The 15,314-nt window shown below is 59.0% G+C and carries 17 protein-coding genes and 1 tRNA gene; 13 read left to right on the top strand and 5 right to left on the bottom strand.

The features are described from left to right. Positions 1–5: 5 nt before the first annotated feature. From L6762_RS01390 to L6762_RS12010, 3 genes are all read right to left on the bottom strand, one after another. Positions 6–320, bottom strand: coding sequence for a hypothetical protein (locus L6762_RS01390; RefSeq protein WP_237185210.1), 315 nt, complete (start codon positions 318–320; stop codon positions 6–8). 149 nt (positions 321–469) lie between these two features. Next, positions 470–694: a hypothetical protein gene (locus tag L6762_RS01385; protein ID WP_237185209.1), complete on the bottom strand. Its 225-nt coding sequence runs from the start codon at positions 692–694 to the stop codon at positions 470–472. A 192-nt stretch (positions 695–886) separates the two neighbouring features. Beyond that, positions 887–1,363 carry a primase C-terminal domain-containing protein gene (locus L6762_RS12010; RefSeq protein WP_423817073.1) on the bottom strand — a complete coding sequence of 159 codons (477 nt, stop codon included), beginning with the start codon at positions 1,361–1,363 and terminating at the stop codon, positions 887–889. 625 nt (positions 1,364–1,988) lie between these two features. On the opposite strand from L6762_RS12010, the gene L6762_RS01380 reads away from it, so the two are divergent. The 7 genes from L6762_RS01380 (at position 1,989) to L6762_RS01350 (ending at position 9,059) form a co-directional block, all read left to right on the top strand. Next, positions 1,989–2,495, top strand: a complete 507-nt coding sequence (locus L6762_RS01380) for an asparaginase domain-containing protein (RefSeq protein ID WP_237185208.1) — start codon at positions 1,989–1,991, stop codon at positions 2,493–2,495. Between the two features lie 72 nt (positions 2,496–2,567). After that, positions 2,568–3,296, top strand: a complete 729-nt coding sequence (locus tag L6762_RS01375; protein WP_237185207.1) for a hypothetical protein — start codon at positions 2,568–2,570, stop codon at positions 3,294–3,296. Next, a complete protein-coding gene (locus L6762_RS01370; protein ID WP_237185206.1) occupies positions 3,296–5,515 on the top strand; it encodes a RecQ family ATP-dependent DNA helicase in 2,220 nt (739 codons plus the stop codon). The genes L6762_RS01375 and L6762_RS01370 overlap by 1 nt, the downstream gene beginning before the upstream one ends. Before the next feature lie 18 nt (positions 5,516–5,533). Beyond that, the gene (gene tadA / locus L6762_RS01365; RefSeq protein ID WP_237185205.1) at positions 5,534–6,019 is read left to right on the top strand and encodes a tRNA adenosine(34) deaminase TadA; all 486 of its coding nucleotides are present in this window, start codon (positions 5,534–5,536) and stop codon (positions 6,017–6,019) included. 110 nt (positions 6,020–6,129) lie between these two features. Further along, positions 6,130–6,783: a TetR/AcrR family transcriptional regulator gene (locus L6762_RS01360; RefSeq protein ID WP_237185204.1), complete on the top strand. Its 654-nt coding sequence runs from the start codon at positions 6,130–6,132 to the stop codon at positions 6,781–6,783. Positions 6,784–6,848: 65 nt separating this feature from the next. Continuing rightward, a tRNA-Ser gene (locus L6762_RS01355) sits at positions 6,849–6,939 on the top strand. A 1,172-nt stretch (positions 6,940–8,111) separates the two neighbouring features. Continuing rightward, positions 8,112–9,059 (top strand): hypothetical protein, encoded by a 948-nt coding sequence (locus L6762_RS01350; protein WP_237185203.1) that lies wholly within the window; start codon positions 8,112–8,114, stop codon positions 9,057–9,059. 301 nt (positions 9,060–9,360) lie between these two features. On the opposite strand, the gene L6762_RS01345 is transcribed toward L6762_RS01350, so the two are convergent. Together L6762_RS01345 and L6762_RS01340 are read right to left on the bottom strand one after the other, a co-directional pair. Next, positions 9,361–10,353: a tyrosine-type recombinase/integrase gene (locus L6762_RS01345; protein ID WP_237185202.1), complete on the bottom strand. Its 993-nt coding sequence runs from the start codon at positions 10,351–10,353 to the stop codon at positions 9,361–9,363. Positions 10,354–10,536: 183 nt separating this feature from the next. After that, positions 10,537–11,160, bottom strand: a complete 624-nt coding sequence (locus tag L6762_RS01340) for a helix-turn-helix transcriptional regulator (RefSeq protein WP_237185201.1) — start codon at positions 11,158–11,160, stop codon at positions 10,537–10,539. 134 nt (positions 11,161–11,294) lie between these two features. Here L6762_RS01340 and L6762_RS01335 point away from each other — a divergent pair, with 134 nt between their 5' ends. From L6762_RS01335 to L6762_RS01310, 6 genes are all read left to right on the top strand, one after another. After that, positions 11,295–11,537, top strand: a complete 243-nt coding sequence (locus L6762_RS01335) for a helix-turn-helix domain-containing protein (protein WP_237185200.1) — start codon at positions 11,295–11,297, stop codon at positions 11,535–11,537. A 132-nt stretch (positions 11,538–11,669) separates the two neighbouring features. Continuing rightward, positions 11,670–11,990 carry a helix-turn-helix domain-containing protein gene (locus L6762_RS01330; RefSeq protein ID WP_237185199.1) on the top strand — a complete coding sequence of 107 codons (321 nt, stop codon included), beginning with the start codon at positions 11,670–11,672 and terminating at the stop codon, positions 11,988–11,990. Between the two features lie 162 nt (positions 11,991–12,152). Next, complete coding sequence (locus tag L6762_RS01325; protein ID WP_237185198.1) at positions 12,153–12,971, top strand: hypothetical protein; 819 nt, start codon at positions 12,153–12,155, stop codon at positions 12,969–12,971. Continuing rightward, complete coding sequence (locus tag L6762_RS01320) at positions 12,968–13,381, top strand: hypothetical protein (RefSeq protein WP_237185197.1); 414 nt, start codon at positions 12,968–12,970, stop codon at positions 13,379–13,381. The genes L6762_RS01325 and L6762_RS01320 overlap by 4 nt, the downstream gene beginning before the upstream one ends. Further along, a complete protein-coding gene (locus tag L6762_RS01315; RefSeq protein WP_237185196.1) occupies positions 13,378–13,692 on the top strand; it encodes a hypothetical protein in 315 nt (104 codons plus the stop codon). The genes L6762_RS01320 and L6762_RS01315 overlap by 4 nt, the downstream gene beginning before the upstream one ends. After that, positions 13,689–14,309, top strand: a complete 621-nt coding sequence (locus tag L6762_RS01310; protein ID WP_237185195.1) for a hypothetical protein — start codon at positions 13,689–13,691, stop codon at positions 14,307–14,309. The genes L6762_RS01315 and L6762_RS01310 overlap by 4 nt, the downstream gene beginning before the upstream one ends. Positions 14,310–15,314 lie beyond the last annotated feature (1,005 nt).

Genomic DNA, 15,314 nt, shown 5'->3' with positions numbered 1-15,314 from the left:
GCGGCTTAGAAAATGCCGGTAGCCTTGCGGCCGGTGTCGGTCAGGGTAATCTTGCGGGAGTCACGGTTCTGGTCGTTGCCGGTTGAGGTGTCCCCGGCGATGCGGCCTACCTGGGTGACGGTGATGTAGTTGCGCAGGCGGCCTTCGGAGGTGAGGCCATCACCGAAGTTGAGGTTGGCGACCAGCTGGGTTTCACCTGCCTTGATGGGGTTGGCCAGGGTGACCAGGAAGCTGCGGGTTGAGGTGGCAGCGTTGAAGCCCAGGTGCCTGACTGAATATCTGCCTGACTGAATATCTGCACTGGGTAGGTGTATAAGCACGTAGACCTTGACGGGGTTAGCAAGAGTGCTTTGGGGGTAACTATCTCGTCGCTGTCGTTTTCACTAGCTATGACGGCAGGTCATTAAAAGTAAAGAACCGCATACCACTCTGAAGAGTTGGTATGCGGTTCTTTAATAAAGTTATCCGGTTACTTTTTCTGTTGCTTGGAGTCACGGTTATTCCAGAGGAACCAGCCCAACCCAACAAGCAATGTAAACAACCCGAATAAATAACTTACGAGAAACTCTTTCAATGCAGCTGCAGAGCCGTGCAAAATACCTTCAACGCCGGTCAATGCCAACGCTAGAGGAAGAGGAAGCACAGCAAGGACAAGTACGGTAACGACAATGGAAGTTAGATTCTTATTTTTCACTAAATAAACTCTTTGGTCGGATTGGCATAAACCGGCGTGACAGCCGTCCCAGCAAACAAGGTCGCGGAGATAGCGATGTATAGAGTGGTAGCAAGACCACGGTAGGGGGCTTTCGTAGGGGGCCTCCGAGGGTAGGTAAGAGTGAGCTATGTGTGACTTTAGTCATAGTATTCTCTCAGCTCCTAGAGGTTGTCAAGAGGCTTTTTCAGATTGGCAGGGCTGGGCCAGAGGGAGGGTGGTCTCGTGGCAGACGGACGGAAACCGTAATACCCTGATTAAGCTCCGTAAGTGTCGCCCTAGGCTTAGTTCCAGGCTCGCTGCACTGTATCTAACGTTTAAATTTAATTTTTCTGCAATCTGCTTCTGCCTGTATCCGGCCTCTTTTAAAGCCTGAATTTGTGTCTTGCGCCCAATCTCAGCCATAAACTCACGCAAGGCATCAGGCATAGGCTCCCGCCCCTGGGCACCTGTTTTCGGGGTGTACTTCTCACGCATGAACTTCTGAACACTTCTTACGATTCCAGCGACCTCAGACAAGGCTAACGGCGGATTGCATCGTTCGTTCAGCTCATAGGCTTGGGCTTCAAAGTCCCCGCCACGGTAGGCAGTACGCCGAATGGTCTGAAAAATTGTCTCGTTACGTTGACCTGCCTCTAACTCGCCCCAAATCGGCGTAGGATGCGCTAGGTGGCTCCTGGGTGGGTTCCTGGGGGTCTTGAGCCGCTAGAAAGGCTCTCAGGGGCTCTGAGAAGGCTTTGAGGGCATAAGGCGGGCAGTCAGTCAGAAAAACCACATCAGCACCCTCATAGAGCGGATTGCGGTACTTGGAGGGGGTTAGCGGGTTCACCGCGTTATCGCCCTGGCGGACCTGGTGCAGAAGCTCTGCAACGTCCCTCGCGAACTTGATAGGCGTACGGTGGGCTTTGGCTGTCAGAGGGACGCCCTCAATGAGCAGAAAGCTTGTACGCTTTGAGCGGTAAAAACTAGGGCGTGGGGCTGGATTTCAGAGGGCAGATCAAAGACATAATTTGCGGCGAAAATGTGGTCGATGCTGATAACCAGGTGACGACTTTAAGGTTGTATAGACTTGACATTTTCGGGGTAAAATTTTGTGGCCCACCTTACTTTCCCTGGTGTTTACCGTGGGTTTACCGAACCCTCGCACGACCCTGTTCGCTATTGGTGAAAGTTGTGGGGTGCTGGGCTGCCGTTTCGCCCACTGAGCCGGCCACGGGTGTCCGCTTGACCCTCCACTAGACTTAGAAACAAGCACCCCACAACCCTCAAGGAAGCCATGCCCATCAACAACGCAGAGACCGTGACCATCCTGACCACCGGTGGCACCTTCGACAAGGTCTACTCCGTCGCCGGTGAACTGGAAATCGGCGAACCCTCAGTGCCCGAGCTGCTCAGCTACGTGCTTACCGATACCGTTTTTGAGGTTCAAAGCGTGCTCAAGCTCGACAGCCTCGATATGGTTGATGCCGACCGTGCCGTGCTGACCGAGGCCCTCAACGCCGTACAGAACGACCGCATCATCATCACCCACGGCACCGACACCATGCCCGAAACCGCCCGCTACCTCGAAGCCAACGCCACCCTCGGCAACAAGGTAGTTGTGCTCACCGGGGCCATGCAGCCGGCGTCTATGCGGAAGTCCGACGCCAGCTTCAACCTGGGCGCAGCCGTCGCCGCCCTCAACCTGCTCGAACCCGGCGTCTACATTTCGATGAGCGGCCGTATTTTCCCTGCCTCCTCCGTAAAAAAGGACCGGGCTCGCGGCATCTTCGAAATTGCGTAAACCCTGGTGAGCGGGGCTATTGGCCGGTAGGCTTAAAGCAAGCATCGGCCACCCACTGACCAGGAGGACCCCGTGAGCCAGTACCCCGGCAACGACAACACCACCGGTAACTACCAGCCCCCCACCTACCCCAACCAGGCCCAGCCCCCGGCCTATTCGGCAACCCAGCCCGGCTACTACACCGAGCAGGGCGCCTACGCCGGCTACGCCCAGGCTTACGGGCAGGGCCTCCCCGCCCACATGGATGCCCCCGAGCGTCCACAGTCCCTCAAAACCGCTAGCCTCATCATGTACGTGATGATTGGATTGGGCGTTCTGGGGTCTATTCTGGGCACTATCTTCTACCAGGAGATTCAGCAGGCAACGAGCAACAGCATCCTCTCCCTCTTCAGCGGGATAATGACCGAAGAAGACTTCGCTGCGGCGGAGGCTGAGATAACTGCGAGCGCAGATGCAGGTTTCGCTACTGCCGGCCTCATTATGGGTCTGGTCTTTGGTCTTATCTGGTCAGCCCTGCTCGTCTTCTTCACCATCATGATGAACAAGGGCCATAACTGGGCCCGTATCGTTCTGACCGTCGTGGCGAGCATCCAGATTCTGAACCTGCTCATGGGTGCACTGACCCTGCTTCTGATCTTCCACTGGACCATGCTGGTAGACCTGCTTGCTGGCGTGCTAGCTATCGTCTTTTTGGTCTTCGTCTGGAAGAACCCCGTCTCAACCTACATGCGTCAGATCAAGGCCTACCAGCAGTGGAAGCTGCAGCAGGCCTACCTGGGTGCTGACCGGGGCCAGCGCTAGTGCCCCTGCCCCAACAGCCAGACCCGGTGGCGGGCGGCGTCCTTTCGCCCGGGAGCCTGCGGGCTGAGGCTACCGAGCTCCTTGCCCGCCTGACCGGCAACCCCGCCGCCACCTTCCACCCCGGCCAGTTTGAGGCCATTGAGGCCCTGGTGCAGCAGCGCCGCCGGGCCCTGGTAATCCAGCGAACCGGCTGGGGTAAGTCGGCGGTCTACTTCCTCTCTGCCCTGCTCCTGCGCAGGCGGGGGAGTGGGCCCGCCCTCATCGTCTCGCCCCTGCTGGCCCTCATGCGCGACCAGGTAGAGGCCGCTGCCCGCGCCGGGGTGCGGGCAGCTATGGTCAACTCGTCGAACGTGACCGAGTGGGACGCCGTGCGCGCCCAGCTCGCTGCCGGTGAACTCGATGTGCTGCTGGTGGGCCCTGAGCGGCTCAATAACCCCTCCTTCCGCTCAGACTGGCTGCCCGAGTTGGTGCGTACCTGCGGCCTGCTGGTCATCGACGAGGCCCACTGTATCTCTGACTGGGGGCACGACTTCCGCCCCGACTACCGCCGCATCCGCGACCTGATCGCGGCCCTGCCCGCCGGCGTCCCCGTGCTGGCTACCACCGCAACCGCTAACGAGCGGGTGGTGCAGGACGTTGCCGAGCAGCTCGGCACCCGGCAGCAGGGTAGTGCGGGCTCCGCTGATGAAGTCTTTATTTTGCGGGGCCCGCTGTCCCGCGACTCGCTGCGTCTGGGCGTCCTTACCCTGCCTACCGCCAGCGACCGCCTGGGCTGGCTAGCCACCCACCTTGGCAGCCTGCCGGGCTCTGGCATTGTCTACACCCTGACCGTTTCGGCGGCCGAAGACACCGCCACAGCCCTACGGGCCTCTGGCTACGAGGTGCTGGCCTACACCGGTAAAACCGACCCCGATGAACGGCGCGAGGCCGAAAGCGCCCTGAAAGAAAACCGGGTTAAAGCCCTGGTCGCTACCAGCGCCCTGGGAATGGGCTTCGATAAGCCTGACCTGGGGTTTGTGGTGCACCTTGGGGCGCCCTCCAGCGCTGTAGCCTACTACCAGCAGGTGGGCCGAGCCGGTCGTGGCGCTATCAAGGCCGATGTGCTCCTGCTGCCCGGCAGTGAAGATAGGGAAATCTGGGACTACTTCGCCACCGCCTCGATGCCGACCGAAGAAAACACAGGGGCCGTGCTGGCGGCACTAACCGAGGCAACCGCCGCGGGCACAGAGCTGAGCGTGCCCGCCCTCGAAACCCGAGTCGATGTTAAGCGCTCTTCTCTTGACCTGCTCCTTAAAGTCTTAGCGGTGGAAGGGGCTGTAGAACGCGGCTCCCGCGGCTGGGTGGCGACCGGAGCCCCCTGGCACTATGACGCCCCCCGCTATGCCCGGGTGCGTCAGGCCCGTCAGCGTGAGCAGGAAGCCATGCTGGCCTACCAGCACACCGATACCTGCCGCATGGTCTTCCTCTCCCGCGAACTGGACGACACCACAGCCCGTCCCTGCGGCATCTGCGACGTGTGCGCTGGCCCCTGGTACCCCACCGGCTTCAACCCGGCCCTGACCGAGCAGGCCGGGGCGGCCCTGGCCCGCGTGGGCGTACTCATTGAGCCGCGCGGCATGTGGCCCACCGGCCTTGACCGCCTGGTTCCCCAGGCGGTACATGAAGTCACCGGCAAGCCCCTGCGCGGCAAAATTGCTGAGGCTGAACGCGCTAGTGAGGGCCGGGCCCTCGCCCGCCTGACCGACCTGGGCTGGGGTAACCGCCTGCGCGAGATTTTCGCCCCCGGCCCCGACGGGCAGGCTGTGGACGGTCCCGTCCCCGCTGACCTGGGCCGGGCCAGCCTGCAGGTGCTGGCTGAATGGGGCTGGGCGGAGCGCCCGGTCGCCGTCATTGGGCTGCCCTCGCCAGTGCGTCCGCAGCTGGCATCCTCACTGGCCCGCGGTATTGCCGCAGCCGGACGCCTGGCCGACCTGGGCGACTTTGAACTGGCGGACGCCCCCGCCCACTTCGGCGGCAACAGCGTCTTCCGCTGTGCCGGGGTGCTGAACGCCTACCGCCTGCCCCCGGCAGCGGCCAACTATCTGGCGACTAACCCGGGCCCGGTTCTCCTCGTCACCGATAGAATTGACTCTCGCTGGTCAACCACCGTCACCGCTCGCACCTTGCGGGCAGCCGGTGCGACCGCCGTCCTGCCCTACGCCCTGGCCCTTACCAACTAAGCACGCGCCGAAGGAACCATGCCCCGATCCGCCCTGCCCACGCGTCCGCGCAACCTACAGCACGAAGCCCTCATGCGCCAGGCCATCGACCAGGCAAAGCTGGCCCTAGCCAGCGACGATGTGCCCATTGGCGCGGTGGTTGTGGACGCCAGCGGGCAGGTCATCGGGCGCGGCTACAACCGGCGCGAGGCCGATGCCGACCCCACCGCCCACGCCGAAGTGATCGCCATTCGGCAGGCCGCCGAACACCTGGGGAGCTGGCGGCTAGAGAGCTGTACCCTGGTCGTCACCCTCGAACCCTGCCTCATGTGCGCCGGGGCTATCCTGCTGGCCCGCCTGCCCACCGTGGTGATGGGGGCCTGGGAAGAAAAAACAGGGGCTGCCGGGAGCGTCTACGACGTGCTGCGTGACCGCAAGGTCAACCACTGGGTAGAGGTCTACCCCGGGGTGCTTGAGAGCGAATGCGCCGAGCTGCTGACTACTTTCTTTAGAAAACATCGCTAGTAGAGGAGGGGCTGCCCTAAAACGCCCCGCAGAAAACTGCACAGCCGCCCCACAATCATGTATCTTTGAAAAAGCAATACTATTTTTTCAAATACGGTAAGGGGGCAGGCGTGGCCAAACAACAGGTAGAAGCGGTCGTCTACGCACACCAAACACCGGTGGTCGAGGCGAGCAGCCGCCGCCCCGGGCGCACCAACAAAACCCAGCTCAAACTCTTTGAAGCTGCCATGGACATCATGAGCGAGGGTGGCCCCACCGCCACCACCGTCGAGGACATCGCGGAGCGGGCCGGGGTCTCAAAGGGCACGGTCTACTACAATTTCGGGTCGAAGAAGACCATGATTGACCAGCTCCTGCAATACGGTGCCAAGCTGCTGCTGGCCGAGATGACCACGGTTGCCAGCAACCACGACGACCCCCGAGAAGCCCTGCGGAGCGCCTTGCACGCCGCCATTATCTACCTGAGCGAGCACCCCGGCTTCGCCCGACTGTGGGTGTCAGAGCTCTGGAGGGCCGGTGCTGAATGGTCGCCCACCACCGACCTGATTCGTGCAGACATCATGCGCTTTATCCGCGAGCTCATTAGCCGCCTGGCTACCCGCTACACCGTGCGCACAGACCGCTCCATCGAGGGGGTCTCCCTCATTATCTTTGGCGCGGTCTTCATGCTCTCCATGGACGAAACCCGCCACGGCGCAGAGCGCACCCCCGACGAGGGGGCCGAGCTGGCTATGCTCACCATCGACGGCTACATCCAGGGCTAGGGCCCTGCCTGTAAGCCCCACTGAGTTGAGTGACCGGGGTATCTAGGGTAAAATTTCCAGAGTTTGGTGACGTGTCCGAGCGGCCGAAGGTGCAACACTCGAAATGTTGTGTACGGTAACCCCGTACCGAGGGTTCAAATCCCTCCGTCACCGCCACAGGCAAAAACCCCGTTTATCCTAGTCAAGCCAGGAATAAACGGGGTTTTTCGCACCTCGAAAACACCCTATCCGCAACATTTCCGCAACATTTTGTAGGTAACTGGCGGTAAACCCCGGGAAAAACCAGCCCCAAAAAACACAAGCACAACCACCAAAAACACCCCCGCGCTCGCCTCTGAATGCCCAGCAGCAGAAAGGGGCAGCAGGGCCAGGGGGTGGGCATGTAGGACGCCGCCGGGTCAGTGGTAGGGGACAGGCAGCAAAAACCCCGGTAGAGCATTGCTGCAACTACCGGGGCACCCTTTGAATCACCACATACCAGATTAGAGAGGCTACCCCGCCCGACGTCATCGGCATACGACGAGCGGGGGCTACTGACCTAGCAGACCGGCCAACATGAGCACATGACCGGCGACGCTCTCACCTTAACACTCTCGCGCCGCCGGGTGCTGGTCAGCTCGCGCCTACACGCGTTAGGCTGGCCGCTTAAGCCCTGCCAGCGCCCAGGGTAGTAGATGTACTACGATATCCCGCCCAGAGCGGCACAGAGCCAGCCAGAGGGGCGGCGGCATGAGGTGAGTAAGAGGTTTCGAGAGCTGCGCGGGGCTTGGTTTCTAGCGTGGCTGGGCGTATTTGTGGTTGCCCCGTGTTTGGTGCATTTTTCCTCACCTGTGGAGCTGTTGTTTTCGCATGTGAGGGCATAGTCTGCGCTTACCCCCCCGTGGGGGCTCCCCCCGGGGGTGTTTTGGCTCCCTCCCGCTCCGTTCTGGGTCTCGCGCTGTGTACGGGTCTGGGAAGTCTTTTAAATCATGCCTATTTTGGGTGTTTTTAGTGGTTTTTTGCCTAGTCAGGTCTAGGTTATTCAGTGATTCTTTACGTGAGCATGAGGCTGGTTCAATGTTGCCGGCTGGGCAACAGGTAGGGGTGCGCGAGCTCAGGCCATTTGGAAGCTGCACGGTGTTAAGGTTGGAGCGCCGCCGGTCAGCTGCGCATTCAGAGGCTTTACACCAAACGGTAAAAAATCAGGGCAGCAAACCCCTGCCGGCGCTACCACAGGAACAACTAGCCAGTGTAAGCAAAGCGCTCACAAGTCACCGCTAAACACGAGATCGGGCGGTTTGTTTAGTGCTGCTGAACTGTATGAGAACTACCAGAAAGGACAGGCCCCCATGCCCGCCAAAGAAGCTACTAACCCTTATGCGCATCTTGAGCCACACCCCTCCCTAATTCACTCTGACGTATCAAACAATAAGCGCTGGGATATTGAGGAAGCTATCAGTCATATACACCAGCTAACAGGGGTGCCCAAACCTGTAACAGGTGCGGAAATTATCGATAAGGCGCTACAAGAGGCAACCGATACAGATGCATACCTTGAGAAATTTGATAGTGCCTTGATAGCGGGGGACGCTAAAACTGCGCTAGAACACTTTTCAAAAGCTATAGCAGCGTCTAACCTCGCTAGCAGCCCAGAGGGCGTAAGCCAGGTTAAACAGGTACGCGCTCAGGTACATGAACGCGACGTAAAAACCCAATTCGCCTACATTCGAGACAACATCGACGCCGCACGAAAGAAATTCAACCAAGAAGCCAAAACATTTACAGAGGCATTCGACAAACACCTAGACGGTCTCGTTTTATCTGTAGATACGATCACCGCAACCGACGCGAGAGCCCGAGCATATGCAACATGCAGGGCAGCAGCTAACACACTGAACACTGGGATTATGCTTGTGAACTTGATTCCCTCGATTTTTTCCTACACCCGACCGTCCAAGTCTCACCTATTCACCAAGGGGAAGGCACTCCCTGCAACCACTCAAGAAGAAAACTACCGCTATGTGTACGTTCGCCCAGATGAACGTGTGCCCGGAGAGCCTAGGCCAAAAGTTCACGGTGTGCCGATCACACCGCAAGACCTAGAAAATATCGCGAAAATTGCGCGTCTAACCGGTGGCGCTGCTCGCCCCGGCGAATCTATCAGATTGCATTGGGGCACACCGCAAGAACTGCAAAAAGAGCATGACGAGTTCGAGCAAATGGAAGATGCACTAGCAGAGTACATAATCACTGCGCCTATCGCTCAAACGTACTGGGATAAGAAGGCTAAGAAATAACCTTAACTAACGCCCTGTAGCTGAGGGATAAGAGAAATTAATATGCGCCCCTCTGCGGCTAATCTTCCCAGGTTCCTCCCTGAGTATGAAGCCGGGGCCGGTGCGGGCAATGCCCCCCCACCGGCCCCGGTAGCCATTCCAAAACCGCCAAATCGGCGGTTTTCAAGGGTCAGCAGCAGAGCCCCGCGGGCGCACCCAAAACCGGCAAAACACCGGTTTTAAAAGCCAGCAGCAGAGCCCCGCGAGCGTACCCAAAACCGACAAATCGTCGGTTTTCAAGGGGCAGCAGCAGAGCCCAGCACTAGGCAATATCCGGCACAACCACCAGACGCGCCCCACTCATAGACACCGCCTCATCAAGAGCGCTCGCCACACCGTCCAAATCACCATCAAAAAGATCTGCATAGCGGTCTAGGGTCATGGCCGCGCTCTGGTGCCCCAACATGCGCTGTACTGCCTTGACGTGAGCACCAGAGGCCACCGCGAATGAGGCAGCCGAATGCCTCAAATCATGCGGGGTAATATGCTCTAGCTCTGCCTTTCTCACAGCAGAGACAAACCAGCCCTTACGAGAGTTGGGGCGCTTCAAGGTGCCCCCATCTGGCTCAGTAAACACAGAGGCGCTCGCTAGCTTCGATTTACACATATCCCTCAGATGGGGCTCAAGAAAAGCCGGGAACGGCACAGAACGGGCTTTACCGTTCTTAGGGGTGGTCACATCTACTTTCCCACCCTGCACCTCAACTAGGTTGCGCTCGATAGATAGACGCCGGCGGGCAAAGTTCACATGCTTGACCTGCAACCCGGCCGCCTCACCCCATCGAATACCCGTATAGGCCAGAGTCAGCACCAACTCAGGCCGCCCAGTCAGGGCAGCTAGCCTAAACACATCATCATGCGAGAGGTACACATTAGGCTTGCGACTCTTGCGCGGCAAGTCCACACCCCTAGCAGGGTTCACCAAAATAAGCCGGTCAGTAACAGCATTCTCAAGAATGCCCGCTAGTACCTCATGGGCACGAATAACAGATGTGGCCCCTAACGGCTTGCGTTTAGTGGCGCTAGAGCCGGTCAGCAGCTCAGCTACCCACGCTTGAACATCAGACTTGCGAACGTCCTTGATCGCAACCTCACCCCACACCGGCATAACGTGATTACGCCACGACGATTCCAGGGGCTGATAAGCCGACGTTTTCAGCAGCGCCTTTTTGCGCCGTAACCATGCCTCAGAGAGAGCCCGAACCGGAACCGCCCCATCTGAGGGGTTCACATACTCACCCTTAGCCTTGCTCACCTCAACAGACGCTACGAATAATTCAGCTGCGCGCTTGGTCTTGAAACCTGACTTGCTGGTTTGCTTTCCGTCCGGGCGGCGGTACACGACACGGTAACGGGTGCGCTCGCGAGCGCTTGAGCCGGTGCCTAGTTCGTAGGGTTTTATGGTCGCCATTGCCGTTTTGCCTTCCGGGTCATGGGCTTAGGGGGTAGGGTCAGGGTCTTGTATTGACTCTAAAAGTAGGTGTTCTCTCCACTCATTTTCTTGCCTAGCTTGAATCTCACCTATCATGTCTTCATTTGGGGAAACTTCAAGGTTCTCAAATATTTTTTCCCCCGTCCACCGGTCAGTAATTCCCTCCTCAATCGCTGCCCAGAGGTGCGCTTGTCGATATGTTTCCGTGAAAGAGTCAAGGTCTAGGTACTCGCGGATAGACCCTCGTGATTCAGTGATGTGTATACGACGCTGTGCAGCCTCTCGTACCGGTAAGCCATATTTGAAGCGAACTGTGTAGAGCTTACATATGGCCTTTTTAGCCTGTACGAAAGCGTCTTGCAACGCGCGGGTTTCCTTATCTATCACCTCTTGCAGGGCCTGAAAGCTTGCAGGGCTTGTTAGGTCTTCCAGCTCAACCCCGAGCACCTCCGCAACGTCCATTGCTTCCGTGAGCTTCAGCGACCTGTTCCCCTTTTCAATTGCGGAAACGGTCGCCTGTGTCCAGTTGTAAACATCAGGCTTAAACTCTCGCATGGCCTGCGCTAGTTCGGTTTGGTTTCTAGGGGCTCTCAACCGGGCTACGTTCTTGCCGACTTGCGTATCGTCCATGCATACAAGATTACCCTGTGTAACGTATATAGATTCATAATAATCTATTTTCCATTATTTTGTTGACGAGACACGATTATTCAATTATTCTAAAATCAAGTTTCAGGTAATCAATTTCTGGAGGTGTCGCCCTCATGGCAGACATAGAGCGCTACTACAGCACCAACGAACTAGCAGCGCAGCTAGACATCAAACCCGCCACCCTCACCCAATGGCGACACAGAGGCAAGGGCCCGGCCACCACTCGCATAAACGGCGCTGTTCGATACTCAGCAACCGCCGTGAACGAATGGATAGCCGCCCAAAACGAGCCAGCAGAAACCCCCGACGCCGCCCAGCAGCAGCGAACCGGGCAGCTAGTGGGCTCCCATGCATAAGCCCAGAACACCCGCGCTCGCGGGCAACAGATTTGAGCCAGCGCCGTTCAGTTTGCAGACAGGCGGCACCGGCTTGGATAAGGCCCCCACGTTGGGGGCACAGCAGAACCTAGAGAGAGGTATCTAGAAGCAATGCCTGTTCAACGACTGCCAGAAACCCGGCCCCGCCTAGGTATCTACGGGCACGGCAAACAGCACAAGGCCGACGCGGTAGAAACCGCTGATATTCGGCTCTATACCCCCAAAGAGGTGCAAGACCTCACCGGCGTACCCGTGAGCACCCTGGCGAACTGGCGAAACCTACAGAAAGGCATTCCTTATGTGAAAGTGGGCTCGTCTGTGCGGTACGAACATTCAGCTATCGCCGCCTACATTGCAGGGCACCGCATAACACCAGAAGAAACGGCCGTATATGCGGGCCGGAACTACGGGGGCCTACGCCTTGCCAGCTAGACCAGCGCTCGCCACCCGGGGCAGAAGCCCAGGGGTATCCACTTTGAGGACACCCTTTTTACTAGCACCCACCACCCGGGGCAGAGACCCGCCCCCGCGAGCGCCCCCCCGGGGCGTCATCGACAGGTTCACTTCATACATTTGAGAGAAAGGGTTAGGCACATGGTTGCCACCATTACACCGATTCATCAGGCCCGCATGAGGGCTATGTCAGTTCACCCGTCTTTGGGTGCAAGCAAGCCCGCGCCGTTCAGTTTGCAGACAGGCGGCGCGGGCTTGGATAAGACCCCTGATTTGGGGGCACAGCACAGGCTAGAGAGGATCAAGCCAGTTGCTTCACTTAAGCCTACCACCGGCGACAGCTCACGTGGTGAGGGCTCGTTACGGGCCCTTGAGGTTGAGCTTGCAGGGGTTGAGAAAGACCTACGGGCAGCCCAGTTTGACCAGATTACGGCGGCCCCTGGCTCTGTTGAAGATGAAGAGGCGGCGGCCTTGGTGGGCTATCTGCGCTCGCGTCGTGGTGAGCTGCTGGCTCAGGTCAAGGTAGCGCGTGAGGCTCAGGGGCGGCCGGTGGCCGGGTCTGTGCCTGTACCTGCTGCACCTGCTGGTGTTTCCGTTGGTTCTCAGGTTGCAGCTCATTTAGGGTGTGCCGTGGCCCTGGCAGGGCAGGGGACAGCTGCGAGCGTCTTGCAGGTTGCCGGGGTTGTCTCTGAGGCTGTGCGGGTTCCCTCGCCGGTATCGGTGGCGCGTCTGTGGGTTGCAGCGGCCGGGGTGAGAGATGCCCAGAGGCAAGGGGCAGCGGCTCCTAGTGTTGGTTCACGGCGTCGTGGGCCGCGCCCGGTTCGGGTCTCACGCCCGGGGGTGAATGCACCGCGCCCGGTGCCGCGCCGTCGTGCTGCGCGGTCTGTGCTGGCCCCGGTCAGTGCCCTGGCACCGTTCAAGCCCGCCCCTGCTGTGCTGGCCGGGGGTGAGGCCGCATGAGCTTCGCCCCTCTAGGCCAGATTCCGCCGCGTATCTTCTACACAGCAGCAGGTGCCCCGATTCTCTGCCCACCTGGCTATAAGACCAACTATGACGCGGCAATATCGGCCACCTTTACCAGCGAACCTATCCAGTACATCGGGGCAGCACCGCTAGGGGACGAACCGCTAGCAGAGTGCGAAACCATCGTACAGGCAGACACCGGGGCTATCAGCTACAGCCTAAGCGTGTGCCTAGAAGAGGTGAGCCTAGAAGAGCTGCAAGAGGCCGCCGCTCAAGTGGCACAGGCCGCCGCATGGTGCGCTACACAAACAGAAAACGAGCGCACCCGCCGCGCCGCCCTGCAAGAGAACCTAGCGGCCGCCGGTCTACTGAAACCCACCACCACCGATAAGGACACCCACCAATGATTACCCCGCCGGAACTGAACCCCGCCCTGACCGAACAGGCACAGCAGCAGCGATACAAGCTCGTTGGCCCCGCCAATATCGCCCACTACTTCAGCCACGAAAACGCCACAGCCGCAAAAGAAGCCGGTTATGAGCTTGTTCCTATGCTCTGCGGGCTACAACTAGCACCCAACGATATTGAGGCCCGCCCTGCCCCCGCTGAGGGCCGCGCTCGCCTTGTCTGTGCTGAGTGCTACCAGCTAGCCCAGTGGGACGGCCACGGGCAGCTAACTCAAATCTTCCCCCTACCACCCTTAGAAGAGGCAGCATGAGCCAGTCCCTAGCCCCTGATACTCACCTAACGGAAACAACAGATAAGGAAACAACCACCATGAACCTCATTGACCTAAACGAGGAAATTGCCAACTTTCGAGCCATCGTTATTTACGGGGCGTTCGATACCCACAAGCTCAACAAGAGTGAACGCACCGCCCTAGAGGCTCTGCAAGTAGCAGCCTCTCAGCTCCAAGCGCTACATAGCTACGCGGTACTGCGTGTGGACATCACTTATGACAGCTCATTACCGTTCCCGTTCACTGTGCTGGACGTTACAGAAGAGGGAAGACCCGAAATTACCGTCACAAAGGGCCCTTGCAGCCGCCTTACTATCCCGCCTTTTTCCTCTAGCCGCCTTTTAGCAGGCAGAGACCAGCAAGAACACTATAAAGAAAATAACCTGAGTGAAGCGGTTTTCGTTGCCCGCGACATCTGGAAGTTCGTAGACCTCTTCCAGAAAGGGCTAGGCACGCACGCAGAGGACGTACTTTATTGGGGAGCTGATATACCCCTTGAGCTGCTCGATGTGGCCTACCAGGTCATTGACAACGTCAAGGCGACCCTGAAAACGATTGAGCCGCCCGCCGCTCCCATCAAGCAAGACGCCGCCTAAACGATAGGACGCCCGCCCCTGCTGCTCTTCTAGCTGCGCTCGCCGCCGGTGAGCCCACCTGACAGCAAAAGACAGGGGGAGTGGGGGCATAAGAGAACCGGGGCCAGTCACAAGCCTAGCTGGTGTGTGACTGGCCCCGGATCTGTTCCCAAGTAAATGCCCAGAAGTGGCGGGGGCTCCAACACAGCACCCTGCCCCGTGCATTGAGTACCGGCGGGAGTCTTATGGACTGGCTAACCCGATAGACCCGCCCACCGGCCTCACCAGTCACCTTAGTAGCCGATACACCCACCAGGGGCCACCGCTCCCGCTGCGAGCGCCCCACCAGGAAAAACACCCCCCTTGCTGGCTATTGTTCAGTGCCGTTGCAGACAGGGCACCACAGAGGCAGCCAGCGGGGTGGGATAGTCACAGACTCTAGAGAGGAAAACACCCCATTATGAATACCGTTATGAGCGATCCCGGCGGCCGTGTGGTTCGAGTTCTTGAACCTGCTGGCACCTGACAGGGGTATGCGACGAAAGCCATTGTGTACGAGATTCTTCTAGCGATAGCTACCAGCGGGGCAGCCCGTTTTAGCATTGCGGGACTTGCTGAGGCTGTGGGGGCACCGTACCACACAGTTCAAGACGGGTTGCGGCGTCTGTGTGCCCGTGGGCTTGTCTCACGTCGCTGGCTACCGGGGCAGCAGGATAAGAACGGTAGAGAGGTCTTTGCCTTGAGTGTGGCCTATCAAGCGGTGCATCTGACCCCTCATGTGCTGGCCCCTGATAGGCGGCCGGTTAGCATCTATTGGCTTACCAGCGAGTCAGAAGAGGACGGGGCAGTGTATTCGGTGCCGGTGGATAGGCTACGGCCGCATGTGGCTAGGGTGCTGGGCTTTGTGCGGGGTGTGGCTGGTGCTTCGGGTGCCCTGGCTACCTCTGCGCGTATCGTCGCGCGGGCCTGTTCTCTTACTCCCGGCATTGCTGCTCAAGCGCTACGTGAGCTTGAGACCAGTGGGCA

Origin of the sequence: Rothia nasimurium (assembly GCF_928381705.1) — a bacterium.
Lineage (GTDB): Bacteria > Actinomycetota > Actinomycetes > Actinomycetales > Micrococcaceae > Rothia > Rothia nasimurium_G.
Note: the sequence above shows the minus strand (reverse complement) of the source record. Positions and strands in the feature narration are given on the sequence as shown.